This is a genomic window from Pseudomonas granadensis, from assembly GCF_900105485.1.
Classification (GTDB): Bacteria; Pseudomonadota; Gammaproteobacteria; order Pseudomonadales; family Pseudomonadaceae; genus Aquipseudomonas; species Aquipseudomonas granadensis.
The window spans coordinates 4,820,724-4,845,423 of record NZ_LT629778.1 but is presented as its reverse complement, the minus strand read 5'-3'; the positions used below and the strand labels follow the sequence as shown (position 1 = coordinate 4,845,423).

The window sequence follows — 24,700 nt, the reverse complement described above, 5'->3', positions numbered from 1 at the left end:
ACGGATGAACTCGGATGTTGTGCACATGAGCGATAACACTGCTACTCCGGCTGCCGCTACGCCAGCGGCCAAACCTTCGCGGCGCTGGCCGTTGCTGTTGCTCGGGCTGTGCCTGGTTGCCGGCGTGGCGGGCGGTTTCGGCTGGCTGCTGCTCAAGCCCAAGGCGCCACCGGCCGAGCTGGCCAGTGACAAGCTCGGTCTCAGTCGCCCGGACGCGTTGCTGGAAACCCGCTCCCTGAGCCAGTTGCCCAAAGACCTGCTGACGGTGCCATTCCTCAAGGTCACGCTGACTGAGGATTTCGTCTTCTATTACGAAACCCACGCCGATCGCCTCGGCCTGACCGGCAGCCTGCGGCGGATCGTCTACGAGCATGATCTGAAATTGCAGGACAGCCTGATCGAGGAGCTTTTCGATCAGCCGGCCGATGTTGCGCTGTGGCGTGGCGCTGATGGTCGCTTGAAGGATTTTCTGCTGGTGATGGATCGCGGCGGGCTGGCGAAAGTGCTCGAACCATTGGCGAAAGTTGCGCTGGATGACAGCCAGCTCAGCGTCATTGGCAACCTCAAGGTCGGCGGCGACGAGGTACCGCTCTATCAGCTCAGCTACAACGCCAGCAAAGCGCTGCTATTCGCCTCGCGCGGCGACAAACTGGTGGTGCTGTCCAACCCGGCCAAATACTACGACGCGCAAAGCGGCGCCTCCGAAGAATCCGGCCACGTTTCCTCGCAAGCGCTGGCGGCGCTGCTAAACGGTGAAAAACTCTTTCCGGAAGCGTTCGGTCTACCGGCGAAAAGCCCTGAAACCAAACAGCGGCTATCGGTCAATTCCAGCGTGCTTGCCATGGGCTATCAGCGCTTTATCCCGAACTTTGCCGGGCTGCGTTTCGACATGGACGACAAAGGCTGGCACAGCTACCTGGCCATGGACGAGCTGGAGAACCAGCCGGATTTCGATTTCAAACCGGTGTGGCAGGCGATGCCGCTGGGCGCCAGCGCCTGTGTGACTTTGCCGGTGGCAGCCGAACCGCAGAAACCGCTGCTGATCAAGCTCGGCGCCGACGATGCCGTGGCACAGACGTTGACCGAGCACGTCGCCGGTGCGGCGGGTCTGTGCTGGTACGCCGACTCACGGTTGTACACGCCGCTGCTGGTCGCCAGTCTGAAAGACGAAGACAGCAGCAAGCTCGATGGCGATCTGGGCAAGCTGTTCGGCTCGATGGTCGGCGCGTTCGAGCCCAACGTTGCGGAAAACGTGTTCCCGGTGGTCGAGAAACAGGAAGGCCAAAGCCACGTCTGGCAACGTCAGGTCAGCTCCAGTTTCGGTCCGTATGCGGCGAAGACCGCGCAGAACCCTGAGGCGGTTTCCGGCAAGGCGTTCATGAACGTCAGCCTCGCCCGACACGGCTCGACGCTGCTGTTTTCGCTCGACGACAAACTGCTCGACAAGGCCCTCGGCACCCTCGACAAACGCTTCCCGCCGATGGCCGACGTATTGCCGAAAGACGTGCTAATGCCCATCTATTTCGGCCCGGATTCGATGGCCCAACTGATGCAGCAGGAGACCCTCGACAGCCTGCCGCAGGACATGGAGCCAGTGTTCTACAACGCCGCGCAGACCTATCTGCTGCCGAAACTGCGCACCCTTGGCGGCTATGGCAAATACGCCCTGACCTTGCCCGAAGGCAGTGAGCCGGACGGTCACTGGCAGTGGCTGCCGCTGGAATGGAAAGCGCTGTGACGACATTGATCCGCAGCCTCGGCCTGCTCGCGCTATTGCTCAGCGCGAGCGCCCGCGCCGTCGACGCGCCAGTGCTGGATCCGGCGCAATCGCAGGTGTTCCGCGCCTGGTTCGTGCGCATTGCCCAAGAGCAACTGAGCCAGGGCCCGAGCCCGCGCTGGTATCAGCAGGATTGTGCCGGGCTGGTGCGCTTCGCCGCCAACGAAGCGCTGAAAGTCCACGATGACAAGTGGCTGCGCAGCAATGGCCTGTCCAATCGCTACCTGCCGCCAGAGCTGGCGCTCAGCGACGAGCAACGCAAGCTTGCGCAACAGTGGCAGCAGGGCGGCGGCAAGGTCGGGCCGTACGTCAACGCGATCAAACTGATTCAGTTCAACAGTCACTTGGTCAGCCGCGATGTGTCGCAGGCGCGCCCCGGTGACTTGATGTTTTTCGATCAGGGCGACGACCAGCACCTGATGATCTGGATGGGCCGCTACATCGCCTATCACACCGGCACCACCACCCCCACAGACAACGGCATGCGTTCGGCAAGCCTGCAGCAACTCATGACATGGAAGGACACCCGATGGATACCCGACGCAGCCAACCCCAACTTCATCGGCGTCTATCGACTGAATTTTCTCTCCCAATGACCGGTGCCCGCATGTTGCGACTCTGCTCCCGAATTCCACTGCTGCTCGCACTGTTGCTGCCACTGGCGAGCGTGAATGCTGACGATTCGGTCGAACCCAGCGGCTACACACCGGTGTCCGGCGAAAGCTTCTTTCTGCTTGCCGACAGCAGTTTCGCCAGCGACGAACAGGCCATGGTGCGCCTCGAGGCGCCCGGTCGTGATTACCGGCGTTTTCGCATGGAGCCGTATGGTGGCGCCGACATTCGCGTGTACCGCATCGACAAACCGCTGGATTTTCTCAAGCGTCAGAAGAACCTGCACCGGGTGGTCAGTGACGGCCAGTTCAAGGGCGAAGGACTGTCCAACACCCTCGCGTATCTTTGGGACAACTGGTACCGCAAATCCCGTCGGGTGATGCAGCGTGCGTTCTCTTACGAGTCGCGCAAACAGGTCACCGAAGAAGTGCCGGAACTGAAAATGGGCGACGCCATGGCCGCGCCGACGCCGTACGACGCGCAGCCGCAATTTGCGCTGATTCCGGGCCTGCCGGTGGTCAGCCAGTTCCGTTATCCGCTGTGGCAGGCCAAGCCGATCCAGCCGCCGGCCGGGGTCGACCTGGCCGGCTCTTCCAGCGATTTCGTCAGTGTCGCGCCGGGCAACGTTTACATTCCATTGGGTCAGCTGAAACCGGGTCTGTACCTGGTCGAAGCGCTGATCGGCAAGTACCGCGCGACGACCATGGTCTTCGTTTCCAACACCGTGGCGGTCAGCAAGATTGCCGGTGACGAACTGCTGGTCTGGGCTGCACGCAAACACGAAGGCAGCTCGGTGCCGAAGGTCAATGTGCTGTGGACCGACGGCCTCGGCGTGATGAGCAGCGGCGCGACCGACAGCGACGGTTTGCTGCGCCTGAAACACGCGAGCCCCGAGCGTTCGTTCGTCATCGGCGAAGACGAAGAGGGCGGCGTGTTCGTCTCGGAAAACTTCTATTACGACAGCGAAATCTACGACACCAAACTGTATGCCTTCACCGACCGGCCGCTGTATCGCCCGGGCGACTGGGTGTCGCTGAAAATCGTCGGTCGCGAATTCAAGAACGCCCGCGATTCGGCATTGCCGGGCGCGGCGGACGTCAGCGTTAGCGTGCTCGACGCGACCGGTACGGAGTTGCAACACCTCGACCTCAAACTTGATTCGAAGGCCGGTACTCAGGGCCGTTTCCAGTTGCCGGACAACGCCGTGGCCGGTGGTTACGAGATCCGTTTCAACTACAAGGATCAGGCCTACAGCAGCGCCTTTCGCGTCGCCGAATACATCAAACCGCACTTCGAAATTTCCCTGAATCTGGCCAAGCAGGATTACCGCACCGGCGAGCCAGTGAAGGGCAGTCTGGTGTTGCTCTATCCGGACGGCAAACCGGTGGCCAACGCCAGGCTGAGCTTGAGCCTGCGCGCCCAGCAGTTGTCGATGGTCGACAATGAACTGCAATACCTCGGGCAATTCCCGGTGGAATTGACCAGCGCTGAACTGACCACCGACAGCAAAGGCAATGCGACTCTAGACCTGCCAGCCGCCGACAAACCGAGCCGCTACATGCTCACCGTATTCGCCAGCGATGGCGCGGCGTATCGGGTCAAGACCACCAAGGAAATCCTTATCGACCGTGGCGCCGCCAGCTTCCGGTTGAGCGCGCCGCAACGCTTCAGCGCGGCCGGCGACAAGGTCGCGTTCAACTATGCCAACGAGGGCGGCAGCGAGCCGAGCAAAGCGGTGACGCCGAGCAGCTATGGCTGGGTGCGTCTCGAAGATCAGAGCACTGGTGAAGGCAAACTCGCCGCCACCGACAAAGGCTTCAGCCTCGCGTTCGAACGTCCGGGCACCTACAACCTGACGCTGAAAGATCAGCATGGGCGCGTCCTTGGCGCCACTGGCCATTCGGTGACTGGCGATGGTGTCAAAGCCGTGCCGGGCACGGTCGAGATCGTCCTCGACAAGCCTGAATACCAGGCCGGCGATGAAGCGCTGGCGCTGATCACCTTCCCCGAGCCGGTCAGCGATGCATTGCTGTCGCTGGAACGCGACAAGGTCGAAGCCACCGCGCTGCTGGCCAAAGGCGCTGACTGGCTGACACTGGAAAAGCTCAGCGACACCCAATACCGCGCGCGCATCCCGGTGAAAGACAATTTCGCGCCGAACCTGACCTTCTCCGTGCTCTACACCAAGGGCGGTCAGTACAGCTTCCAGAACGCCGGGATCAAAGTGGTCGCGCCGCAGATCGATGTGGCGATCAGCACCGACAAAGCGGTGTACCTGCCGGGCGATACGGTCACGGTTGACCTGACCACGCAATTCGCCGGCAAGGCAGTACCGGCGCACCTGACGGTCAGCGTTGTCGATGAAATGATCTACGCGCTGCAACCGGAAGTCGCGCCGACCATCGACCAGTTCTTCTATCACCCGCGCCGTAACAACGTGCGCACCAGTGCCAGCCTGTCGTTCATCAGTTACGACGTGGCGTTGCCGGGCAGCCCCGGCGCACCGGGCAAGGCCAACCGCAGCGAGCGCGGAGTGAAAGTGCTGGAGCGGCCGCGTCGCGAAGACGTCGACACCGCCGCCTGGCAACCGGAACTGCTGACCGGCGCCGACGGCAAAACCCGTTTCACTTTCAAGATGCCGGACTCGCTGACCCGCTGGCGCATCACCGCCCGCGCCATCGCTGATGATGGTCAGGTCGGGCAGAAGAAGCAGTTTGTTCGTTCGGAAAAACCGCTGTACCTGAAGTGGAGCGGGCCGAGCAAATTCCGCCAGGGCGATCAGCCGCAACTGGGGGTGTTCGCGTTCAGCCAAGCCGAAAAACCGCTCAAGGCTGAACTGGTCACTCGTTATGCCGGCGCAGAGCAGCGTCTGCCGGTGACGTTGAACAATGGCATCAACTACCTGCCGATCCCGGCATTCTCCCTGGCTTCCGGTGAGTGGACGGCGGAGCTGGTGCAGGACGGTAAAACCGCTGACGCCTTGGCGGTGCGCCTGAGTGCAACCGGTGATGGCTGGCAGGTGACGCAAACGCAAAGCCTCGATGTCGCCAGCGGCGATACGCCGTTGAGTCTGCCGGCCGATGCCACGGATATTCGCCTGCGTCTGGATGACAGTCCGCAAGCGCTGTTCCGATCCGCCCTTGATGATCTGCTGAGCTACCCGTACGGCGGCGTCGAGCAGACCGCCAGCCGGTTGCTGCCGCTGAGCATTGCCTATCCGTCGCTGGCGTCGACCCCGCAGATTCGTGATCGCTTGCGCCTGATCATGCAGAACAGCCGCCTGCGTCTGGTGCAAATGGCCGGGCCGTCGGCGAGCTTCACGTGGTGGGGTTATGACGGTGAGCCGGATGCATTCCTCACGGCCTACGCTTACTACGCCGACTGGAACGCCAGTCAGGTGCTCGAGCTGACCTTGCCGCCGGAGCATTGGCAGCGGGTGCTGGAGGTCTACGCCAAGCAAGCGCCGAATACGCCGCTGCTGCAACGGGCGCTGATTCTGTCGTTCGCCAAACAGATGCACCTGCCGGTGAACACGCTGCTCAGCGGTTTGATCGACGATCTGGCCAAGGCCGGTGAGGGCAGTGCCGAAACCGTGCTGGACGATGGCGAAGACAGTCTCGTGATGAACGATCCGGATTCGGCGCTCGGTCTGGCGGCGGCGCGGGTATTGGCTGCCTCGATGGCCACGCAAGCGAAAGTGACTTTGCCGCAAGCGTTCAATGGTCAAGTGTCTGCGGCACAACAACGTCTGGCGGTCAGCTCACAGCCGTTCGTCGAAGCGCTGAACCTCTCGCAGCAACCGTTCGATCAGGGCCGTGCGACAGCGCTGCTGCAACGTCTGCTGCCACAGCAATCGACCCTCGAACGCGCGCTGGCACTGACCTGGCTGCAACGCAGCATCGCCCAGGCGTCGCCAACTATCGCTCTGGCACCGGGTGAAGGCTGGAAGAAACACTACGGCGCGAGCGGCGAAATGTATTGGACCTGGCAAGGCCCGACGCCGGTGCCAGGTGTGTTGAGCGTGTCCGGCACACAAGAGCGTCCGCTGCGCGCGGCGCTGAGTTTCCAGACCCAACAGCCGGCGGTCGATTCGATGGCGGTGACCATCACTCGTCGTCTGTCGCGACTGGTGCCGGGCGACGAAGCGTTCACCTTCAAACTTGAGCCGGTCGGCAGCAAAGCGTTGTCCAGCGACAGCCTGTATCTGGACGAAGTGATCCTCACCAGCAAAGCGCCGAAACCGCTGCGCTACGGCATGCTCGAAGTGCCGCTGCCGCCGGGCGCCGATGTCGAGCGCACCACTTGGGGCATCAAGTTGCAGGGCAAGGACGGTAGCGAACCGACCGCGCTGGAAAAGGCCCGTTTCGAGCCGGGACAACTGGCCTACGCGGTGCCGGTGGATGCGTTGAGCGGTGAATTGCGCCTGCGCCATCTGGTGCGCTTCTCGCAAAAAGGCCAGTTCAACCTGCCACCGGTGCGGTTCAAGCAGGTCTACGCGCCGCAGCATCAGGCTCAGGAAACCAAAGCCGCGCTCGGCCAGGTCACGGTCAACTGACATGATCCGGCGGCTGCTGTGGCTGTTGATCGGATTGATACCTGCGCTGGCAACGGCGCAGGACGAGCCGTTGCGCGTGGCTTATCAGGGCGAATTGTTGTCGCTGAGCCAGACGCAACTGATCGCGCGCGAGCCGTTGCCTCCCTCGCTGGAAGCGCCGCTTGGCAGTCTGTGGAAGTTGTTTGTCTACGCCTGGCTGGTCGATACCGGCGCGCGTGAGCCGGCTTATGAATGTCGCGGACAGTCGAAAGAAGAAGTCTATTGCTGTACCGCGGGCGGCAGGATCGAGCGCGATCAGGCGTTGGTGAAATCCTGCGGCTTGTATTTTGAACCGGCGCGGTTGGGCATTTCTGCTGCCGACTGGCGCACCTTTTGGCAGGCGCGGCAGGCACCGACGTGGTTGCTCGATCTGCCCTCGGTGCAGCCGGCGCAACGGGTGTCCGTCGTGGAGTTGCTCAAAGTGCTGGCTTCGCTGCCGGCGCAGGATCAGGCGCGGCGGGTGTTGCTCGACGTGGTGCTGAACGCGGCGGACGGCAATGTCGTCGGTGAACTGGGCGGGCGCTTGCGGGTGAAAACCTGGAGCTGGCTCGGCGATCAGGATCCGCAATCGCGCCAGGGTGGTTTCGCCGGCTGGACGGCGGATGGCGCGCCGGTCTGGGCCGGTGGCCGTGGCACCAGTCAGATGGTCTTGCGCCATTACGGTCAGGCACTGGCGACGGTTTTGCCAGCGGCATGGCCGGTGGACGCAGGGCGTTGTGTCGAAGTCGGGCTGTTTTCGAAGTACCCGCTTGCGAGGGTTTTGACGGGGGAGCGGGTGGCGACTTCCGGCCCGTTGCAGGGCGATTACCGTGTTGAATTCGCCAACGGCAACGCGCTGGATATCCACAGCGACGGCGAACTGTTTCTGCTCAACGACAAACTCGTCGCAAGGCTTGATCGCGAAGAATATGTAGCTCGCGTCCTTGAGCGCGAAGCCAAACCGGAACCCGCCGAAGCGGCCAAAGCGCTGGCCGTGGCAATCCGCACGTATCTGCTGCAAAACGCCACGCGCAACGGCGACTGCCTGAGCATCGACGACAGCAGCAACCGTCAGCGCGTCGCGCCACGTCCGGCCTCTGCCGAATCACGCAACATCGCCGCCTGGACTGCAGATATGGTCCTCGCCGGCAGCCCCGTCACTTATCACTCCGACCAACCCGGCCCGGACAAACTCGCCTGGCAACAAGCCGTCGAACAGGCCAACGCCGGCCAGCGCTACGACGCAATTCTGCTGCACGCCTATCCGCGCGCCAGCCTCAGCCGCTGGGACAACCCGGTCGCCTCCTGCGAAGCGCTGCCTGCCGCGCAGGACTGGCTGCAAAAACAGCGACGCGGCTGGCGGCCGAAGCTCGCCAGCGAAACCGGCTACAACGACGTCAGCACTTTCGCCGTGTGCAAACTTGCCTTCGGCCACCCCTTCGTCGACCGCGAACGCCAACGCATCTACGTGCGCGGCGTCCTGTCGCTGCAGGATCGCCTCGACCTGACCCACGAATACCTGCACCTGGCCTTTGAAGCTCACCCCAACGGCCAGGACGAAACCTACATCGAAGGGCTCGCCCGTCACCTTTTGCTGGAATAGACCATGACATTCCGTTATCCCCAGGTCTTGCTGCTGCTCTGCACGCTGACCGCGCTGGCGCCGGCCCATGCCGCCGACAGCGTCAAGCTCGACACCCCGGTCAGCGGCTGGCGCAGCGGCGCTCCGGAAGGCGAGGGCGAAAGCTTCCGCCAAACGGTCAACTATCCGGCCTCGTCGGTAAACACCCCGATCGGCCAGGCCAATACCGCGCGCATCAGCGGCGAAATCAAAGCCAGCGCCAAAAACAACCAGCCCGGCCGCCTGATCGTCAACGGCGTCAGCATGCCGCTGAAAATCGACGCCAGCGGCCGCTTCGACCGCCCGTTCTCCTTCCCCAACGGCAGCAACAGCGTCGAAGTGCGCAGTCCCGACGGCCAACAACGCCACCGCACCCAGTTCCTCAACACCCGCGGCGGCGCCACCCCGGCCAAACTGCGCGTACTGCTGGCCTGGGACAGCGACGGCACCGACCTCGACCTGCACCTGATCACCCCCGACGGCGCCCACGTCTGGTACGGCAACCGCGTCGCACCCAATGGCGCCGCCCTCGATGTCGACGTCACCACCGGCTACGGCCCGGAAATCGCCGCCATGCCGGCGCCGATCAAAGGGCAGTATCTGGTGTATGTGAATTATTACGGCGGTGGCTATCGCGAGGATGACGAGGGCGGGGATGAGGCGGTGCAGGCGCTGACCACGGCGCAGGTGACGGTGATCACCGAGGAAGGCACGCCGAGTGAGAAGATGGAGACGTTTCTGGTGCCGATGCGGGCGGTGGGGGAGTTGACGTTGGTGAAGTCGTTTAGTTATCCGTGAGCTCCGGCTAATCAGGAAAAACGCCGCAAAGCGCGTTGCCCTGATAACCATGCACAATCGGCCCCAGCGCCATTAACGGGCCACAGGCATAGAACGGCGCCGGCACCGTTTGTTTTGAATTGAGCAAAACGATTTCATCGCCATACGCGTCACGTCCGAAGGACTGCCCGGAATACGACGAACACACGGGCAATTTCAACGGCAAAGGAATGATCAGCGCCCAAACCGTGATGCCGCACCACTCGCGCGTAGGTGTTGATTGCACGGTTCGGGTGACCGCTGGGGGGATCGAGCGAGCGCTTAGTGCTTTGTACTCGTCAGTTCTAAGTGTGGTTTTCTCAGGCAGAGCCACGATGGCACCGACGCAGCCGGAGAGGCTAAAACCCAAAGCCACGATGAGGATATTGAATCTGACCGGCGTGTAGCGTGATGGGAGTTGCATGTTTTGACGTCCTTGTACGCGTTTTGACTTACTAAAGTGACTATCCTTCGCACCTTTGGCGGCGACTGCTCAGCCTCTTCTATTCCCTTACCGCCCATCGATCAAGCTCAAGCTTATAGATCATCCAAACTCACCTTGACTCGCTGCGGTGAGGCGAGGCGTTCGGTGACGACGGCGATGAGCGCTTCATCTTCTTCGCTGAGCAACGCCGCTTTGAAAGGTAGCTTGCCCCGCTCGGCGACGTATTGAAGCGTTTGGCGCAGAAGCTCGGAAGGCGTGACACCAAGTTTTTCCAGCGCGGCAAAGGAGCGCTGCTTGAGCTCATCGTCGATGCGGATGTTGATGGAGGCCATGAGGAAGTTACCGTAATAATGTTTGTCGTTACGCTAGCAAGGCGTCGAACGCTCGACTAGCGGAAGTGCGGCTTCCGGAACGGTGGACAGCCGATCTTCAGGCATTAAAAAGCCGGCTTGTGGCCGGCTTCTCGGGGACTGGCTTGGCTTATTTTTGGTAAGCCGCGCCAGCCTTCAAAACGTACATCCGGATCTTGCGTCCGGCTGTGGGACTTGGTCAGACGTTGGTCTGCCGCGTCTGGCGTCAACTGAGCCGCGGGAGCGGGTCGATGCGCAAATGTGGGGCGCAGGATACTGAGTTTTGCTTTGGATTCCCAGTCTGAAGTGCGGTTTAGAGCGACTGCAGTCGAACAAATTCGGGATTTGTACTGAATATCAGGGACTCATCGCGAGCAGGCTCACTCCTACAGGGGGCTATGCAGGCCCTGATATCAGAGGAACGGCACCACCGGCCGGCGCTTGCTCACTGTCGACCACCAGAACACCCAGCCCAATATGTGAATCCTCTGTTCCTCGACCTGTGCCGGGCGGAAGACTTCGTCGGGGTATTCGGCGCTGTTGTGGCTGCGCAGGCGCAGGCCGTTGCCGGGCATGCGGTGCAGGTATTTGATGCGCAGCATGCCGTCGTGTTCGATGGCATAGATCTCGCCGTCGACGACCTGGGTGAGGCCGCGGTCGATGGCGACGATGGAGCCGTCTTCGATGCGGTCGGCCATGCTGTTGCCGATCATGTGGGCGCAGATGGCGTCGTCGGGGCGGACTTCGAGCTGGTCGAGGTGGGAGCGCAGCAGACGGATGGAGAGGTCCGGGTCCTGGATGACGTGGGTTTTGTCGGAGCTGTCGAGCGGCGTTTCCTTGAAGAAGGCCAGTTCGAGATCGTTGGGGTGGATGAATCGGTAGCTGCCCTGCGGGTCGTTGGCGTCGAAATGGTCGCCATTGCTCGCCGGTGGGCTAAGGCTCGGTGATTCCTTGATGCCTTCGCCGGTTTTCAGCCATTCACTGTTGACGGACAGCAGGCGTGAGACTTCTTCCATGCGATACGCCGGGACGCCCCGGGTGTACCAGTTGTGGACATTTTGGGCTTCCGTGCCCCAGAACTTTGCGAAACCCGTCGTCGAGATGTTCGCAGCTTCCAGGAGTGCCTTGAATCTTGGACCGCTAGTGTTCTTTCTCATAAACACGGAGTCTACGGCCGTGCCAGAGCGGTTTGAATAAACCGCGCGTTCAAAAACGGGCTGAATTTTGCGACGGGATGTAAGGCGCCCTTGTGGGAAATTACACAGCTTAAAACTTTTCTGTAGTCCGCTCTAAACAGCTCGTTTAAGAGAGCTTTGAGCGGGCATAAAAAACCCCGGATCAACCGGGGTTTTCTCAAGCATCACGCAGCGAGCCGTCGCTTAGCCTTTGTAGGCGGCAACCGACTTGGTGATCGCTTCGCGGGCGGCGTCTGCGCCGGCCCAGCCTTCGATCTTGACCCATTTGCCCTTTTCGAGATCCTTGTAGTTCGCAAAGAAGTGCTCGATCTGCTGAATCAGCAGTGGCGGCAGGTCGGTGTATTCCTTCACGTCGACGTACAGCTGCGACAGCTTGTCGTGTGGCACTGCGATGACTTTGGCATCGCCGCCGCCGTCGTCGGTCATGTTCAGGATGCCGACTGGACGTGCGCGGATCACCGAACCAGGGGCAACCGGATAAGGGGTCACGACCAGCACGTCGAGGGGATCACCGTCGTCAGCCAGAGTGTTCGGGATGTAACCGTAGTTGGCCGGGTAGAACATTGGGGTGGCCATGAAACGGTCAACGAACAGGCAATCGCTGTCTTTGTCGATTTCGTATTTGATCGGCGCGTGGTTGGCCGGGATCTCGATCGCGACGTAGATGTCGTTCGGCAGGTCTTTGCCAGCCGGAATCTTGCTGTAGCTCATTGGGCGTTGCCCCCGTAGTTGACCAAAAACACTTGGCCGGATTGACCAAAAAGTGGCGGCGATTATAGGCATATTCTGCCGTCGACGCCATGGACCGAAAGTCGTGTGCAGCTTAGTCGTGCGCCTGATAGACCGGGTCTGTGGCCTGAAGTTGCCGCAACCTGCCCAACGGGTCCTGGCGGTAGAAAAGCTGCAACTGCGCGTACACCTGCGGATAGGCCTCGTGCAGCAGATCCGGGGCGCTGAAAAAGTATTCACTGGTGACTGCGAAGAACTCCGCGGGATTCTCCGCAGCGTACGGATCAATGGCGGTTTCGGCATCGGGATCATGGTCGAGCTGGCGGTTGAGATCATCGTAGGCCGCCTGCATCACCTCGGCCCAGTCGCTGACGCGCATGTCGGTGTGCAGCGGCGGCAGGCCGTTGGCATCGCCATTGAGCATGTCGAGTTTATGCGCGAGTTCGTGAATGACGAGGTTATAGCCTTCCCAGCCACCGCTGGCCATGACGCCCGGCCAGGCGAGAATCACCGGCCCCTGTTGCCAGGCTTCGCCGCTGTGCTCGCCGTCCCACTCGTGTTCGATGCCGCTGGCGTCGCGATGGCGTTGCGGGCTGAGGAAGTCGTCGGGGTAGAGGACGATCTCATGAAAGCCTTGATACCAGTTCAAATCACCGAGGTTAAGCAGCGGCAACTGCGCCTGGGCGGCGAGCAGCAGGCGTTGTTCCTGATGCAGTTCGACGCCGGGCAGGGCACTCAGGTGTTTGTCTTCGAGGAACAACACACAGGCGTCGCGCAGCCACTGGTCTTCAGCAGCGCTGAGGCCATCGAGAAAACTCAGGTGATGCCGCACCCGTTGCCAGACATCGTCGGCAATCGGGTGCTTTGCCAGAATGCGTCGGCGACGCCAGGCGCTCAACGACCACATTGATTAATGCGATTGCGCTTTGGTGCCGCCGAAACGGCTGCGCACCACGCCGATGACCATCGGCACCAGCGACAGCAGAATGATCGCCACCACCAGCAGCGACAGGTTTTTCTTGATGAACGGCACGTTGCCGAAGAAGTAGCCGAGCGTCACCAGGCCGCCGACCCACAGGATCGTGCCGAGTACGCTGAAACCGAAAAAGCGTGGGTACGGCATGCGCGCGATGCCGGCAACGAACGGCGCAAACGTACGGATGATCGGCAGGAAACGCGCCATGGTCACGGTCTTGCCGCCGTGCTTGTCGTAGAAGTCGTGGGTTTTTTGCAGGTAGTCGCGGCGGAATATTTTCGAGTTGGGGTTGCTGAACAGCTTTTCCCCGGCCGTACGACCGATCACGTAGTTGGTGCTGTCGCCGAGAATGGCCGCGAGCATCAGCAGACCGCCAAGCAATACCGGGTCCATGCCACCGCCCGCCGCTACGGCGCCGGCAATGAACAGCAGCGAGTCGCCCGGCAGGAACGGCATCACCACCAGACCGGTTTCGCAGAAGATCACCAGAAACAGGATGGCGTAGATCCATGGCCCATAGTTGTTCACCAGCAAATCGAGGTAAACGTCGAGATGCAGGATAAGGTCGAGCGGGTTGAAATCCATGGAGGCACCTGTATGGCGGCCCGACTCGGCAGGCCTGTGCGGATGACTTCGTGTAAGCCTACAGCGGGGTGTAGTTTTTCTTACAAGCCGGAAAGCTCGCGATTATACGGTCTGGCAGGAGGAAAGCGTGTCGGTTTTGTCGCGAGGAGTGTCGCCTGTGATCAATTGTCAGGCAGACCCGACGTGTGGCGAGGGAGCGCGCTCCCTCAGCACCCGGTCGGTGGCGATCAGAGCTCGTCGCTGATCGGCAATACGTAGTTCTTGAACTCGGTGTCTTCCTTGAATCCGATGGATTCATAGGTTTTTTGTGCCACTTCGTTGTCGGCGCTGGTGGAGACGCGCATGCGCACGGCTTGGGTTTCCTTGGCCATTTTTTTTGCGGTGCGGATCAGATTGTCCGCGACCAATTGCCGACGGGCGTCTTCGGCGACATAGATGTCGTTGAGAATCCACACGCGCTTGAGCGACAGCGAGGAGAAGCTTGGATAGAGCTGACAGAACCCCATGAGTTTCTTGTCGTCATCATCGGCCAGGGCCAGGTAAATCACCGATTCCTTGCGGCGCAGGCGCTTTTCGAGAAAGGCGCGGGAGGAATCCGGGTAAGGCAGGGAACCGTAGAACTCGCGATATTTGACGAACAACGGGGTCAGCAAATCCAGATGTTCGAGGGTCGCTTGAATAATCCGCATGATAGGTCTCGTCTTCAAGTGGCTGTCTTCAACTGCTCTGACGGCGATGGGAAACCCTGGCGGCCGTGCTTCGATCCTGCCTGAAACCAGCGCAGAAAGGCAATGCGGAAACGGTTCAGGCGGGCGGCGGGTCAAGCAGGAAATTACCTTTCATGTTCACCTCATCGTCCGACTCCAGCGTCTGCACTTGGGCCTCGTCCTTCAAGTTGACCCCAGACAGCTGCCGTCGACAGGCTTCACGCATCAGATACAGCAGGCGATGCGCCGCCATGCCGTAGCTCAATCCCTCGAGGCGGACATTGGAGATGCAATTGCGGTAAGCGTCGGTCAGGCCGACCTTGGGCGCATAGGTGAAATACAGGCCGAGGCTGTCCGGCGAACTCAGGCCCGGCCGCTCGCCGATCAGCATCACCAGCATTTTCGCTCCGAGCAACTGGCCGATTTCGTCACCGATGGCGACGCGGCCCTGTTCCACCAGCAGCACGGGCGCGATCGACCAGCCATCAGCGCTCATCTGTTCTTCCAGGCGCTTGAGAAACGGCAGGGTATGCCGATGCACGGCCAAGGCCGACAAGCCGTCCGCGACGACAATCGCCAGATCAACGCCGCGCGGATGGGCGCTGGCGTAATCGCGCAAGGTTTGCGCCGACTCGTCGCTGAGCTTGCGGCCCAGGTCCGGGCGTTGCAGATAAGTGTGGCGATCCGGCGCCGCGCTGTGCAGCAGCAGGCTTTCGCGCCCTTCCTCCTGCAACTGTGCGCTGAGCCCGGCATGATCGAACGGCAGGTGCACCGCATCGCGCGCCTGCGCATGGGCAAACTGGAAATCCAGCTGAGCGCTGGTCGGCAGGCTGGTGCCAGTGCGGCCCAGAGCAATGCGCGCCGGGGTCAGGCGGCGCAGTTGCAGCCACGGGTTTTGCGGGTCTACAGGCGGTTTTTCCATGCGAGTCATCCCAATTGCGCCAGCGCCTGGCGGAAGGCCGGCGGCAAATTGTTGCCAAAGCGCACCTTGCCATCGGCTTGCGTGAAGATGCCCATGTTGGCCAGCCACTGCTCGAACTCCGGCGCCGGTTTCAGGCCCAGGGTCTGCCGGGCGTAGAGGGCGTCGTGAAATGAGGTGGTCTGGTAATTGAGCATGATGTCGTCGGAGCCGGGGATACCCATGATGAAATTGATCCCGGCCACCCCCAGCAGCGTCAGCAGGGTGTCCATGTCGTCTTGATCAGCTTCGGCGTGGTTGGTGTAGCAGATGTCGCAGCCCATCGGCACCCCAAGTAACTTGCCGCAGAAGTGATCTTCGAGGCCGGCGCGGATGATTTGCTTGCCGTTGTAGAGGTATTCCGGGCCGATAAATCCTACGACGGTGTTCACCAGAAACGGTTTGAAATGGCGCGCCACGGCGTAGGCTCGCGTCTCGCAGGTCTGCTGATCGACGCCATGGTGGGCGTTGGCCGACAGCGCGCTGCCCTGACCGGTTTCGAAATACATCAGGTTTTGCCCGAGGGTGCCGCGCTTCAGACTCAACCCGGCGTCATAGCCTTCCTGCAACACATTCAGATTGATACCGAAGCTGGCGTTGGCCGCTTCGGTGCCGGCGATCGACTGGAACACCAGATCCAGCGGCACGCCACGGTTGATTGCCTCGATCGAAGTGGTGACGTGGGTCAGTACGCAAGCCTGGGTCGGAATGTCGTAGCGCTGGATGATCGCATCGAGCATTTCCAGCATGGCGCAAATCGAAGCAATGCTGTCGGTAGCCGGGTTGATGCCGATCATCGCGTCGCCGTTGCCGTAGAGCAGGCCGTCGAGAATGCTCGCGGCGATCCCGGACGGCTCATCGGTCGGGTGGTTGGGTTGCAGGCGGGTCGACAGGCGACCTTTCAAGCCGAGGGTGCCGCGGAATTTCGTCACCACGCGGATTTTTTGCGCGACCAGCACCAGATCCTGAATGCGCATGATCTTCGACACGGCCGCTACCATTTCCGGCGTCAGGCCGGGGGCCAGCAGGCGCAGACTGGTTTCGTCGGCGGCGTCGCTGAGCAGCCAGTCGCGAAAGCCACCGACAGTGAGATGGCTGACGACTGCAAAGGCCTGCTTGTCGTGGGTGTCGATGATCAGTCGGGTGACTTCATCGGCTTCGTAGGGAATCAGTGCTTCTTGCAAAAAATGCGTGAGCGGGGTGTCAGCCAGGGCCATTTGTGCGGCTACGCGCTCGCCGTCATTGAGCGCGGCGATTTCGGCGAGAAAATCCCCCGAACGTGCCGGGCTGGCCTTGGCCATGAGGTCTTTGAGGCTGTCGAAGCGGTAGGTCTGCGCGCCGACCGTGTGAGCAAAACTGGTCATTCAGCGTTCTCCGTGACGGCGCAGAGCACTCTGCGCCGTGGTTTTCGACAATCAGTGCAAGGCTTGTTCAGCTTTCTGAATCGCCGCGAATTCTTCTTCCGGCGTGCCCGCTACCAAGTGATGCCGACTGTAGAAGGCAAAGTAAGCAATTAACACTCCATAGATGATGGCGGCGCCGATCACCACCCGTGGATCGACGAGGAACCCCGCCACCACGGCGATGCACGCCAGCACCAGCGCCACGCCTGAAGTGAAAATCCCGCCCGGCGTGCGATACGGCCGATCCATTTTGGGGCGGCGGATGCGCAGCGTGATGTGCGCGGCCATCATCAGCACATAGGAAATGGTCGCGCCGAACACCGCCACCAGAATCAGCAGGTCGCCTTGACCGGTCAACGACAGCCCGAAGCCGATAATCCCGGGAATCACCAGCGCCAGCACCGGCGCCTTGCTTTTGTTGGTCTGCGACAGTTTGCGCGGCAGGTAACCGGCCCGTGACAGCGCAAAGATCTGCCGCGAGTAGGCGTAGATGATCGAGAAGAAGCTCGCGATCAGCCCGGCCAGGCCGACGAGGTTGACGAAGCTGCCCATCCAGGTCGATCCACCATAGGCCTTGCTCAGCGCTTCGACCAGCGGATTGCCGGAGGTCAGCAGCGAGTTGGCACCGGCGCCGCCGGGGCCGACGATCAGAATCAACAAAGCGAACATCAGCAGCACCAACATCGCGCCGATCAGGCCGCGCGGCAGGTCGCGCTTGGGGTTCTTGGTTTCTTCCGCTGCCAGCGGCACGCCTTCGACGGCGAGGAAGAACCAGATCGCATAGGGAATCGCCGCCCACACGCCAACATAGCCGAATGGCAGAAACGCACTGGCACCGACCGCAGTGGTCACCGGGATGTCGAGCAGGTTGGCGACATCGAAGTGCGGCACCATCGCCACCAGAAACACCCCCAGCGCCAGCGCGGCGACAGCGGTGATGATGAACATCAGCTTGAGCGCTTCGCCAACGCCGAAAATATGGATGGCGATGAAAATGATGTAGAAGGCCAGATAGATCACCCAGCCACCGATGCCGAACAGCGACTCGCAATAGGCGCCGATGAACACCGCGATGGCGGCGGGCGCAATTGCATATTCGATGAGGATTGCGGTGCCGGTGAGAAACCCGCCCCACGGCCCGAACGCGCTGCGGGCAAAGCCGTAACCGCCGCCGGCGGTGGGAATCATCGACGACAGTTCGGCGAGTGAGAAGCACATGCACAGGTACATGGTCGCCATCAGCAGCGTGGCGAGGAACATGCCGCCCCAGCCACCCTGGGCGAGGCCAAAGTTCCAGCCGGCGTAGTCGCCGGAGATCACGTAAGCGACGCCGAGGCCCACCAGCAGGACCCAGCCGGCGGCGCCTTTTTTCAGCTCGCGTTGTTGGAAGTAGTCGGTGCCGACTTTTTCGAAGTCGACGGAGGAGCCGGTCGCCGGAGCGCCAGCCGGGGATTCGCTTGGCATAGGGTTCACCTTTCTTATTGTTTTATTGGCCCGGCGGTATCGCCAGGAACCTGATCGTTCCCACGCGCAGCAAAGGAATGCCTCAACGGACGCTCCGCGCTCGGCTTCAAAGGGACGCGGAGCGTCCCGGGCTGCATTCCCACGCAGAGCGTGGGAACGATCGGTGCCGCAGAGTTAGAAGAAGCCCAACGGATTGATGTCGTAGCTCACCAGCAGGTTCTTGGTCTGCTGATAGTGGTCGAGCATCATCTTGTGCGTCTCACGGCCGACACCGGACTTCTTGTAACCACCAAACGCGGCATGCGCCGGGTACAGGTGATAGCAGTTGGTCCACACGCGACCGGCCTTGATCGCCCGGCCCATGCGGTAGGCACGGTTGATGTCGCGGGTCCACAGGCCGGCGCCGAGGCCGAACTCGGTGTCGTTGGCGATCGCCAGAGCTTCGGCTTCGTCCTTGAAGGTGGTGATGCTCACCACCGGACCGAAGATTTCTTCCTGGAACACGCGCATCTTGTTGGTGCCCTTGAGCAGGGTCGGCTGGATGTAGTAACCGGTAGCCAGGCTGCCCTCGAGTTTTTCCACCTTCCCGCCAGTCAGCAGCTCGGCGCCTTCGCCTTTGGCGATTTCCAGGTACGAGAGAATCTTATCGAATTGCTGCTCGGATGCCTGCGCGCCGACCATGGTGTCGGTGTCGAGCGGGTCGCCACGTTTGATCTGGCTGACCTTCTTCATCACCGCCTGCATGAATTCGTCGTAGATCGATTCCTGCACCAGCGCGCGCGACGGGCAGGTGCACACTTCGCCCTGGTTGAAGAACGCCAGCACCAGACCTTCAGCGGCTTTTTCGATGAAGCTCGGTTCGGCCTGCATGATGTCTTCGAAGAAGATGTTCGGCGACTTGCCGCCCAGTTCCACGGTGGACGGAATGATGTTTTCCGCTGCGCATTTCATGATGTGCGAGCCGACCGGGGTCGAGCCGGTGAAGGCGATCTTGGCGATGCGCTTGCTGGTCGCCAGTGCTTCGCCGGCCTCTTTGCCGAAGCCTTGCACGACGTTGAGCACGCCCGGCGGCAGCAGGTCGCCGATCAGCTCCATCAGCACGCAGATGCCCAGCGGCGTTTGCTCGGCGGGCTTGAGTACCACGCAGTTACCGGCGGCCAGCGCAGGCGCCAGTTTCCACGCGGCCATCAGCAGCGGGAAGTTCCACGGGATGATCTGGCCGACCACGCCCAGTGGTTCATGAATGTGATAAGCCACGGTGTTGCCGTCGATTTCCGCAGCGCTGCCTTCCTGCGCGCGCAGGCAGCCGGCGAAGTAGCGGAAGTGGTCGGCGGCCAGCGGAATGTCGGCGTTGAGGGTTTCGCGGATGGCTTTGCCGTTGTCCCAGGTTTCGGTGATCGCCAGCAGTTCGAGGTTGGCTTCGATGCGGTCGGCGATTTTCAGCAGGATCAGCGAGCGCGCCTGCACCGAGGTCGCGCCCCACGCATCGGCGGCGGCGTGGGCGGCGTCCAGCGCCTTGTCGATGTCTTCGGCGGTGGAGCGGGGGAATTCGGCAATCGGCTGACCATTCACTGGCGAGGTGTTGGTGAAGTACTGACCTTTGACCGGCGCGACGAACTCGCCGCCGATGTAGTTACCGTACTTGCTCTTGAACGAGACTTTGGCGCCGTCAGTACCGGGGTGAGCGTAACGCATGATGATGTTCTCCTTGGCTTTGTACTTATTAGAGAAACGCGCAAGTGCGCTTGCTATAAGCGTAGAGCAAGGGCCGGGCCATTGCTGTGCAGGTCAGGCAAATCAAGGCCTTGCACGGTTTGTCTCGGACGAGCGGGGCGATGCTGTGAGGGTTTCGATACAGCTGCGGTGACAATTTGTACCGTTTCTGGCACAGCCGTGACCGGCCGGTCTTGCCAGCATTGCAATGCACCGGTGGCTGGAGGATGCTGGGCGTCACCTCAGCATTGGGCCGTCGCGCCTCGGGGAGAACAATAAGAAATGCACGACAACCATTTGAGTCGCCATGCCCGTCAGGTCCTCACCGCCACCCAGGGCAAAGCGCATTTGCACGGCCCCGGTGCCGACCCGTCGATCGCCCGCTCCTGGCTGCGGTGTCTGCAGGACTATCACCTCGACCCGGCCCTGAGCATGGCGCCGACCGTGCTCGAACACGGGCGCGTGCTGGAAAGCCGCGAACGCCTGCAGCAGGTGCTGCAAATCGCCGGTACGGAAATGAGCAGCCTGCATCAACAGCTTTCCGGCGCCGGCCACGCGGTGCTGCTGACCGATGCGCGGGGGGTGATCCTCAACTGCGTTACCGCGCCGGCCGAACGCAAGATTTTCGAACGCGCCGGCCTCTGGCTCGGCGCCGACTGGAGCGAAGCCTGCGAAGGCACCAACGGCATCGGCACTTGCCTGGTCGAGCGTCAGGCGCTGACCATTCATCAAGACGAACACTTTCGCGGCCGCCACACCGGCCTGACCTGCTCGGCCAGCCCGGTGTTCGACCCGCACGGCGAATTGCTCGCCGTGCTCGACGTGTCTTCGGCGCGCCATGACGTTTCGCGCCAGAGCCAGTTCCACACCATGGCGCTGGTCAATCTGTCGGCGAAGATGATCGAGAGTTGCTACTTCCTGCGCTGTTTCGATAACCAATGGTTGCTGCGCTTTCATCTGCAGGCCGAGTCGGTCGGGCTGTTCAGCGAAGGCTTGCTGGCGTTCGATGGGGAAGGGCGGATCAGCGCGGTCAACCAGAGTGCGCTGAACCTGCTTGGGCATATGCGCGGCGGCTTGCTGGGCAAACCGGTGGAAGCGTTTTTCGATTGTTCTCTCGATGACTTGCTCGCTCGCGCCAGTGCCAATGCCAGCGCCAGTTGGCCGCTGCGCACCCGCGACGGGCGGCATCTGTTTGCCGTCCTGCGCGGCGAATCACGCAAACCGCTGCCGATCCCGGCTCCGGCGCCGGCCCCGGCGAAAATCATCGAAGCGCCGCGCCTGCCCGGCATCTGCCTCGGTGACGAGGCGCTGCAAGCGAGTTTCCGCAAAGCCCTGCGCGTGTTCGAACGCGATGTGCCGCTGCTGATCAACGGCGAAACCGGCACCGGCAAGGAAGCCTTCGCCAAGGCTGTGCATCAGGCCAGTCAGCGCTCGGGCAAAGCCTTCGTCGCGCTCAATTGCGCGGCGATCCCGGAGAGCCTGATCGAGAGCGAACTGTTTGGCTATCGCGGCGGCAGCTTCACCGGCGCACGCAAGGACGGCATGCGTGGCAAGTTGCAGCAGGCCGATGGCGGCACCCTGTTTCTCGATGAAATCGGCGACATGCCGCTGGCTCTGCAGACCCGTTTGCTGCGGGTGCTGGAAGATCGCCAGGTGGTGCCGCTCGGCGGTGAACCAGAGACGGTCAATGTGCGAATCATCAGCGCCACCCACCGCAATCTGTTCGAGCGGGTCGAGGACGGCAGTTTTCGCGAGGATCTGTATTACCGCTTGAACGGGCTGGAAGTGGCGTTGCCGGCATTGCGTGAGCGCAGTGACAAGGCGCAGTTGCTGGATTTTCTGCTGGCCGAAGAAGCGGGCGGTGAGGCGGTTGTGATTGAAGAGCCGGCGCGTCAGGCGTTGCTGGCGTTCGACTGGCCGGGCAATGTCCGGCAGTTGCGCAATGTGCTGCGGACGTTAGCGGCGCTGTGTGATGAGGGGCGGGTCGGGGTTGAGGATCTGCCCGGGATGATTCGGCAGGTGCGGCCAGTGGTTGTGGCGCAGGAGTCTTGTGAGCGACCGCTGGAAGATGCCGAACGTTCTGCGTTGCTGAATGCGTTAGAGCAGACCCGCTGGCACATGACCCGTACCGCGGAACAACTGGGCGTGAGTCGGAATACGCTTTATAGAAAGCTGCGCAAGCACGGGATTGAGCGGCGTGTCAGCTAGAAGCCCCCTCACCCTAACCCTCTCCCGGAGGGAGAGGGGACTGACCGCGCTGTTCTGGTGATTTACGCCGACCTGATTAATCGAGCCGAACTCACTATTTGAATGCGACAAAGATCGGCCCCCTCTCCCTCGGGAGAGGGCTGGGGTGAGGGGCCGCAATCTCCAGCCGAACCCAAATTGCCTGTGCGCCCAATAAGCTAAAGAGTGCCATTTCCCCCTCCCTACGCTAACCTGCGGCCATGTTTTACGAGGTCGACTATGCACATTCATATTCTGGGTATCTGCGGGACTTTCATGGGCTCAATGGCGGTGTTGGCCAAAGAGCTGGGCCATCATGTGACCGGCTCCGACGCCAACGTCTATCCACCGATGAGCACGCAGCTTGAGGCCCAGGGCATTCAGCTGACTCAAGGCTACGACCCGGCGCAGCTCGATCCGGCGCCGGATCTGGTGGTGATCGGCAATGCCATGTCCCGTGGCAACCCGGCCGTGGAATACGTGCTGAACACAGGCCTGCCGTACGTCTCCGGCCCGCAATGGCTGGCCGATCATGTGCTGCAAGGTCGTTGGGTACTGGCCGTCGCCGGTACCCACGGCAAAACCACCACCAGCAGCATGCTCGCCTGGGTGCTGGAACACGCCGGCATGAGCCCGGGCTTCCTGATCGGCGGCGTGCCGCAAAACTTCTCGGTATCGGCGCGGTTGGGCGGAACGCCGTTCTTTGTGATCGAGGCCGATGAATACGACAGTGCATTTTTCGACAAGCGCTCGAAGTTCGTCCATTACCGCCCACGCACTGCAATCCTGAACAACCTTGAGTTCGATCACGCAGACATCTTCCCGGATTTGCCGGCGATCGAGCGGCAATTCCATCACTTGGTACGCACCATTCCGAGCGAAGGTCTGGTCATTCATCCGACCACCGAGCCGGCGTTGCAGCGGGTGATCGAGATGGGTTGCTGGACCCCGGTGCAGACCACTGGTGCCGGCGGTCAGTGGCAGGTCAAACTGCTCAGCGAAGACGGTTCGGCGTTCGAAGTGATGTTCGAAGGCGTGTCGCAGGGCACCGTCGAATGGGAGTTGACTGGCCAACACAATGTCGCCAACGCCCTGGCGGCGCTGGCAGCAGCGCGGCATGTCGGTGTGGTGCCGTCGATGGGCATTGCCGGGCTGAGCGCGTTCAAGAACGTCAAACGCCGCATGGAGAAGGTCGCTGAAGTTCGCGGCATCACCATTTATGACGACTTTGCCCACCACCCGACCGCGATCGCTACCACTCTCGATGGCCTGCGCAAGCGCATCGGCGACGCACCGCTGATCGCGATCATCGAGCCGCGCTCCAATTCGATGAAGCTCGGCGCGCACCGTGACGGTTTGCCGGACAGCGTGGTCGATGCCGATCAGGTGATCTGGTACGCTCCGGCCAACCTTGGCTGGGACCTGGCCGCGACCGCCGCGCTGTGCACGGTACCGTCGATTGTCAGCGATTCGCTGGAAGGCATCATCGAGCGTGTGAAGAGCCAGGCGCAGCCCGGCACGCATGTAGTGATCATGAGCAACGGCGGCTTTGGTGGCCTGCACGGCAAACTCGCCGAGGCGCTGCAATGAACGGTTTTTCCCGGAACGGTGGCCCGGAACGCATCACGCTGGCGATGACCGGTGCGTCCGGCGCGCAGTACGGTTTGCGCCTGCTCGATTGTCTGGTGCGTGAAGATCGCGAAGTGCACTTCCTGATCTCCAAGGCCGCGCAATTGGTGATGGCCACCGAGACCGATGTGTCGCTGCCGGCCAAGCCGCAGATGATGCAGGCGTTTCTCACCGAATACACCGGAGCGGCCGCCGGGCAGATTCGCGTGTACGGCAAGGAAGACTGGATGTCGCCGGTCGCCTCCGGCTCCGGTGCGCCGGCAGCAATGGTCGTGGTGCCGTGCTCGACCGGCACGCTGTCGGCCATTGCGACCGGCGCCTGCAACAACCTGATCGAGCGCGCCGCCGACGTCACCTTGAAGGAGCGCCGCCAGTTGATTCTGGTGCCGCGCGAGGCGCCGTATTCGAGCATTCATTTGGAGCACATGCTCAAGCTGTCGAACATGGGCGTGACGATTCTGCCGGCGTCGCCGGGTTTCTACCATCAGCCGCAGACCATCGATGACTTGATCGATTTCGTCGTGGCGCGCATTCTCAATTTGCTCGGCATCCCGCAAGACATGCTGCCGCGTTGGGGCGAGCATCACCTGAGCAGCGATGAATAAGCTGCTGGCGCTGGTGTTGGTCGTGCAGCTGAGCGGCTGCGCCACGGCGCGGACGCTGGATGCGGCCAAGCCGGGTGCGCCGGTGGTGTACTCCGGAACGCGACTGGATTTGTATGCGCTCAATGGCGGCTGTTGCGCGAAAGACCGCTTCGGTGCCGAGGCGCCGAGCTATCCAGGGGTGGACCTGCCGGCCAGTGCTCTGCTCGATACGCTGTTGTTGCCGTTGTCACTGCTAACGGTTATCGGCGTTGGATTTCAAGCGACCGGCGGATTGTAGGGGAGCGCTGCGCACTCCATCGCCAGCAGGCTGGCTCC

20 protein-coding genes are annotated in these 24,700 nt (G+C 61.7%); 9 read left to right on the top strand and 11 right to left on the bottom strand.

Annotated elements, in window-relative coordinates; all coding sequences use genetic code 11:
- Positions 1-25 precede the first annotated feature (25 nt).
- From BLU52_RS21510 to BLU52_RS21490, 5 genes are read left to right on the top strand one after another with little or no spacing between them, the layout of a single operon-like run.
- Positions 26-1,738: a DUF2138 domain-containing protein gene (locus BLU52_RS21510; protein WP_090286683.1), complete on the top strand. Its 1,713-nt coding sequence runs from the start codon at positions 26-28 to the stop codon at positions 1,736-1,738.
- Entirely contained in the window at positions 1,723-2,373 is a 651-nt protein-coding gene (locus BLU52_RS21505) for a DUF1175 domain-containing protein (protein ID WP_090286681.1), read from the top strand. Before BLU52_RS21510 ends, BLU52_RS21505 begins: the two co-directional genes overlap by 16 nt.
- Positions 2,370-6,944, top strand: a complete 4,575-nt coding sequence (locus BLU52_RS21500) for an alpha-2-macroglobulin family protein (protein WP_090286679.1) — start codon at positions 2,370-2,372, stop codon at positions 6,942-6,944. The genes BLU52_RS21505 and BLU52_RS21500 overlap by 4 nt, the downstream gene beginning before the upstream one ends.
- 1 nt (position 6,945) lies before the next feature.
- Complete coding sequence (locus BLU52_RS21495; RefSeq protein ID WP_090286677.1) at positions 6,946-8,565, top strand: DUF2300 domain-containing protein; 1,620 nt, start codon at positions 6,946-6,948, stop codon at positions 8,563-8,565.
- A gap of 3 nt (positions 8,566-8,568) precedes the next feature.
- Positions 8,569-9,381 (top strand): YfaP family protein, encoded by an 813-nt coding sequence (locus BLU52_RS21490; protein ID WP_090286675.1) that lies wholly within the window; start codon positions 8,569-8,571, stop codon positions 9,379-9,381.
- A gap of 7 nt (positions 9,382-9,388) precedes the next feature.
- Here BLU52_RS21490 and BLU52_RS21485 read toward each other — a convergent pair whose 3' ends face one another.
- The 11 genes from BLU52_RS21485 to exaC all read right to left on the bottom strand — a co-directional run bounded on the left by BLU52_RS21485 (position 9,389) and on the right by exaC (position 19,907).
- A complete protein-coding gene (locus BLU52_RS21485) occupies positions 9,389-9,823 on the bottom strand; it encodes a hypothetical protein (RefSeq protein ID WP_231987987.1) in 435 nt (144 codons plus the stop codon).
- 113 nt (positions 9,824-9,936) lie between these two features.
- Positions 9,937-10,176 carry a type II toxin-antitoxin system RelB/DinJ family antitoxin gene (locus BLU52_RS21480; RefSeq protein WP_090286673.1) on the bottom strand — a complete coding sequence of 80 codons (240 nt, stop codon included), beginning with the start codon at positions 10,174-10,176 and terminating at the stop codon, positions 9,937-9,939.
- A 431-nt stretch (positions 10,177-10,607) separates the two neighbouring features.
- On the bottom strand, positions 10,608-11,351 hold the full coding sequence (locus BLU52_RS21475; protein ID WP_090286670.1) for a S24 family peptidase: 744 nt from the start codon (positions 11,349-11,351) through the stop codon (positions 10,608-10,610).
- A 222-nt stretch (positions 11,352-11,573) separates the two neighbouring features.
- Complete coding sequence (ppa, locus tag BLU52_RS21470; RefSeq protein ID WP_003205933.1) at positions 11,574-12,101, bottom strand: inorganic diphosphatase; 528 nt, start codon at positions 12,099-12,101, stop codon at positions 11,574-11,576.
- A 112-nt stretch (positions 12,102-12,213) separates the two neighbouring features.
- Positions 12,214-13,026, bottom strand: coding sequence for a M90 family metallopeptidase (locus tag BLU52_RS21465; protein WP_090286668.1), 813 nt, complete (start codon positions 13,024-13,026; stop codon positions 12,214-12,216).
- A 3-nt stretch (positions 13,027-13,029) separates the two neighbouring features.
- The gene (locus BLU52_RS21460; RefSeq protein WP_090286666.1) at positions 13,030-13,680 is read right to left on the bottom strand and encodes a DedA family protein; all 651 of its coding nucleotides are present in this window, start codon (positions 13,678-13,680) and stop codon (positions 13,030-13,032) included.
- Between the two features lie 227 nt (positions 13,681-13,907).
- Complete coding sequence (locus BLU52_RS21455) at positions 13,908-14,369, bottom strand: GNAT family N-acetyltransferase (protein ID WP_007958617.1); 462 nt, start codon at positions 14,367-14,369, stop codon at positions 13,908-13,910.
- Between the two features lie 115 nt (positions 14,370-14,484).
- The gene (eutC, locus tag BLU52_RS21450; protein WP_090288653.1) at positions 14,485-15,309 is read right to left on the bottom strand and encodes an ethanolamine ammonia-lyase subunit EutC; all 825 of its coding nucleotides are present in this window, start codon (positions 15,307-15,309) and stop codon (positions 14,485-14,487) included.
- 5 nt (positions 15,310-15,314) lie between these two features.
- Positions 15,315-16,709, bottom strand: a complete 1,395-nt coding sequence (locus tag BLU52_RS21445) for an ethanolamine ammonia-lyase subunit EutB (RefSeq protein WP_090286664.1) — start codon at positions 16,707-16,709, stop codon at positions 15,315-15,317.
- A 51-nt stretch (positions 16,710-16,760) separates the two neighbouring features.
- The gene (gene eat / locus BLU52_RS21440; RefSeq protein WP_090286663.1) at positions 16,761-18,212 is read right to left on the bottom strand and encodes an ethanolamine permease; all 1,452 of its coding nucleotides are present in this window, start codon (positions 18,210-18,212) and stop codon (positions 16,761-16,763) included.
- Between the two features lie 174 nt (positions 18,213-18,386).
- Positions 18,387-19,907, bottom strand: coding sequence for an acetaldehyde dehydrogenase ExaC (gene exaC / locus BLU52_RS21430; protein ID WP_090286659.1), 1,521 nt, complete (start codon positions 19,905-19,907; stop codon positions 18,387-18,389).
- Between the two features lie 300 nt (positions 19,908-20,207).
- Here exaC and BLU52_RS21425 point away from each other — a divergent pair, with 300 nt between their 5' ends.
- The 4 genes from BLU52_RS21425 (at position 20,208) to BLU52_RS21410 (ending at position 24,662) form a co-directional block, all read left to right on the top strand.
- Positions 20,208-22,133, top strand: coding sequence for a sigma-54-dependent Fis family transcriptional regulator (locus BLU52_RS21425; protein WP_090286657.1), 1,926 nt, complete (start codon positions 20,208-20,210; stop codon positions 22,131-22,133).
- 258 nt (positions 22,134-22,391) lie between these two features.
- Positions 22,392-23,741, top strand: a complete 1,350-nt coding sequence (gene mpl / locus BLU52_RS21420; RefSeq protein ID WP_090286655.1) for a UDP-N-acetylmuramate:L-alanyl-gamma-D-glutamyl-meso-diaminopimelate ligase — start codon at positions 22,392-22,394, stop codon at positions 23,739-23,741.
- Positions 23,738-24,385 (top strand): flavin prenyltransferase UbiX, encoded by a 648-nt coding sequence (gene ubiX / locus BLU52_RS21415; protein ID WP_090286653.1) that lies wholly within the window; start codon positions 23,738-23,740, stop codon positions 24,383-24,385. Before mpl ends, ubiX begins: the two co-directional genes overlap by 4 nt.
- Positions 24,378-24,662, top strand: coding sequence for a YceK/YidQ family lipoprotein (locus BLU52_RS21410; RefSeq protein ID WP_090286651.1), 285 nt, complete (start codon positions 24,378-24,380; stop codon positions 24,660-24,662). The genes ubiX and BLU52_RS21410 overlap by 8 nt, the downstream gene beginning before the upstream one ends.
- Positions 24,663-24,700: the final 38 nt, after the last annotated feature.

Excerpts from the sequence above, each read along its gene's own strand:
- BLU52_RS21425 (WP_090286657.1), top strand. The coding sequence starts at position 20,208 with ATGCACGACAACCATTTGAGTCGCCATGCCCGTCAGGTCCTCACCGCC.
- BLU52_RS21505 (WP_090286681.1), top strand. The coding sequence starts at position 1,723 with ATGGAAAGCGCTGTGACGACATTGATCCGCAGCCTCGGCCTGCTCGCG.
- eat (WP_090286663.1), bottom strand. The coding sequence starts at position 18,212 with ATGCCAAGCGAATCCCCGGCTGGCGCTCCGGCGACCGGCTCCTCCGTC.
- BLU52_RS21455 (WP_007958617.1), bottom strand. The coding sequence starts at position 14,369 with ATGCGGATTATTCAAGCGACCCTCGAACATCTGGATTTGCTGACCCCG.
- exaC (WP_090286659.1), bottom strand. The coding sequence starts at position 19,907 with ATGCGTTACGCTCACCCCGGTACTGACGGCGCCAAAGTCTCGTTCAAG.
- BLU52_RS21445 (WP_090286664.1), bottom strand. The coding sequence starts at position 16,709 with ATGACCAGTTTTGCTCACACGGTCGGCGCGCAGACCTACCGCTTCGAC.
- BLU52_RS21465 (WP_090286668.1), bottom strand. The coding sequence starts at position 13,026 with ATGTGGTCGTTGAGCGCCTGGCGTCGCCGACGCATTCTGGCAAAGCAC.
- BLU52_RS21495 (WP_090286677.1), top strand. The coding sequence starts at position 6,946 with ATGATCCGGCGGCTGCTGTGGCTGTTGATCGGATTGATACCTGCGCTG.
- BLU52_RS21480 (WP_090286673.1), bottom strand. The coding sequence starts at position 10,176 with ATGGCCTCCATCAACATCCGCATCGACGATGAGCTCAAGCAGCGCTCC.
- BLU52_RS21410 (WP_090286651.1), top strand. The coding sequence starts at position 24,378 with ATGAATAAGCTGCTGGCGCTGGTGTTGGTCGTGCAGCTGAGCGGCTGC.
- BLU52_RS21500 (WP_090286679.1), top strand. The coding sequence starts at position 2,370 with ATGACCGGTGCCCGCATGTTGCGACTCTGCTCCCGAATTCCACTGCTG.
- BLU52_RS21485 (WP_231987987.1), bottom strand. The coding sequence starts at position 9,823 with ATGCAACTCCCATCACGCTACACGCCGGTCAGATTCAATATCCTCATC.
- BLU52_RS21475 (WP_090286670.1), bottom strand. The coding sequence starts at position 11,351 with ATGAGAAAGAACACTAGCGGTCCAAGATTCAAGGCACTCCTGGAAGCT.
- ppa (WP_003205933.1), bottom strand. The coding sequence starts at position 12,101 with ATGAGCTACAGCAAGATTCCGGCTGGCAAAGACCTGCCGAACGACATC.
- ubiX (WP_090286653.1), top strand. The coding sequence starts at position 23,738 with ATGAACGGTTTTTCCCGGAACGGTGGCCCGGAACGCATCACGCTGGCG.
- eutC (WP_090288653.1), bottom strand. The coding sequence starts at position 15,309 with ATGGAAAAACCGCCTGTAGACCCGCAAAACCCGTGGCTGCAACTGCGC.
- BLU52_RS21510 (WP_090286683.1), top strand. The coding sequence starts at position 26 with ATGAGCGATAACACTGCTACTCCGGCTGCCGCTACGCCAGCGGCCAAA.
- BLU52_RS21460 (WP_090286666.1), bottom strand. The coding sequence starts at position 13,680 with ATGGATTTCAACCCGCTCGACCTTATCCTGCATCTCGACGTTTACCTC.
- mpl (WP_090286655.1), top strand. The coding sequence starts at position 22,392 with ATGCACATTCATATTCTGGGTATCTGCGGGACTTTCATGGGCTCAATG.
- BLU52_RS21490 (WP_090286675.1), top strand. The coding sequence starts at position 8,569 with ATGACATTCCGTTATCCCCAGGTCTTGCTGCTGCTCTGCACGCTGACC.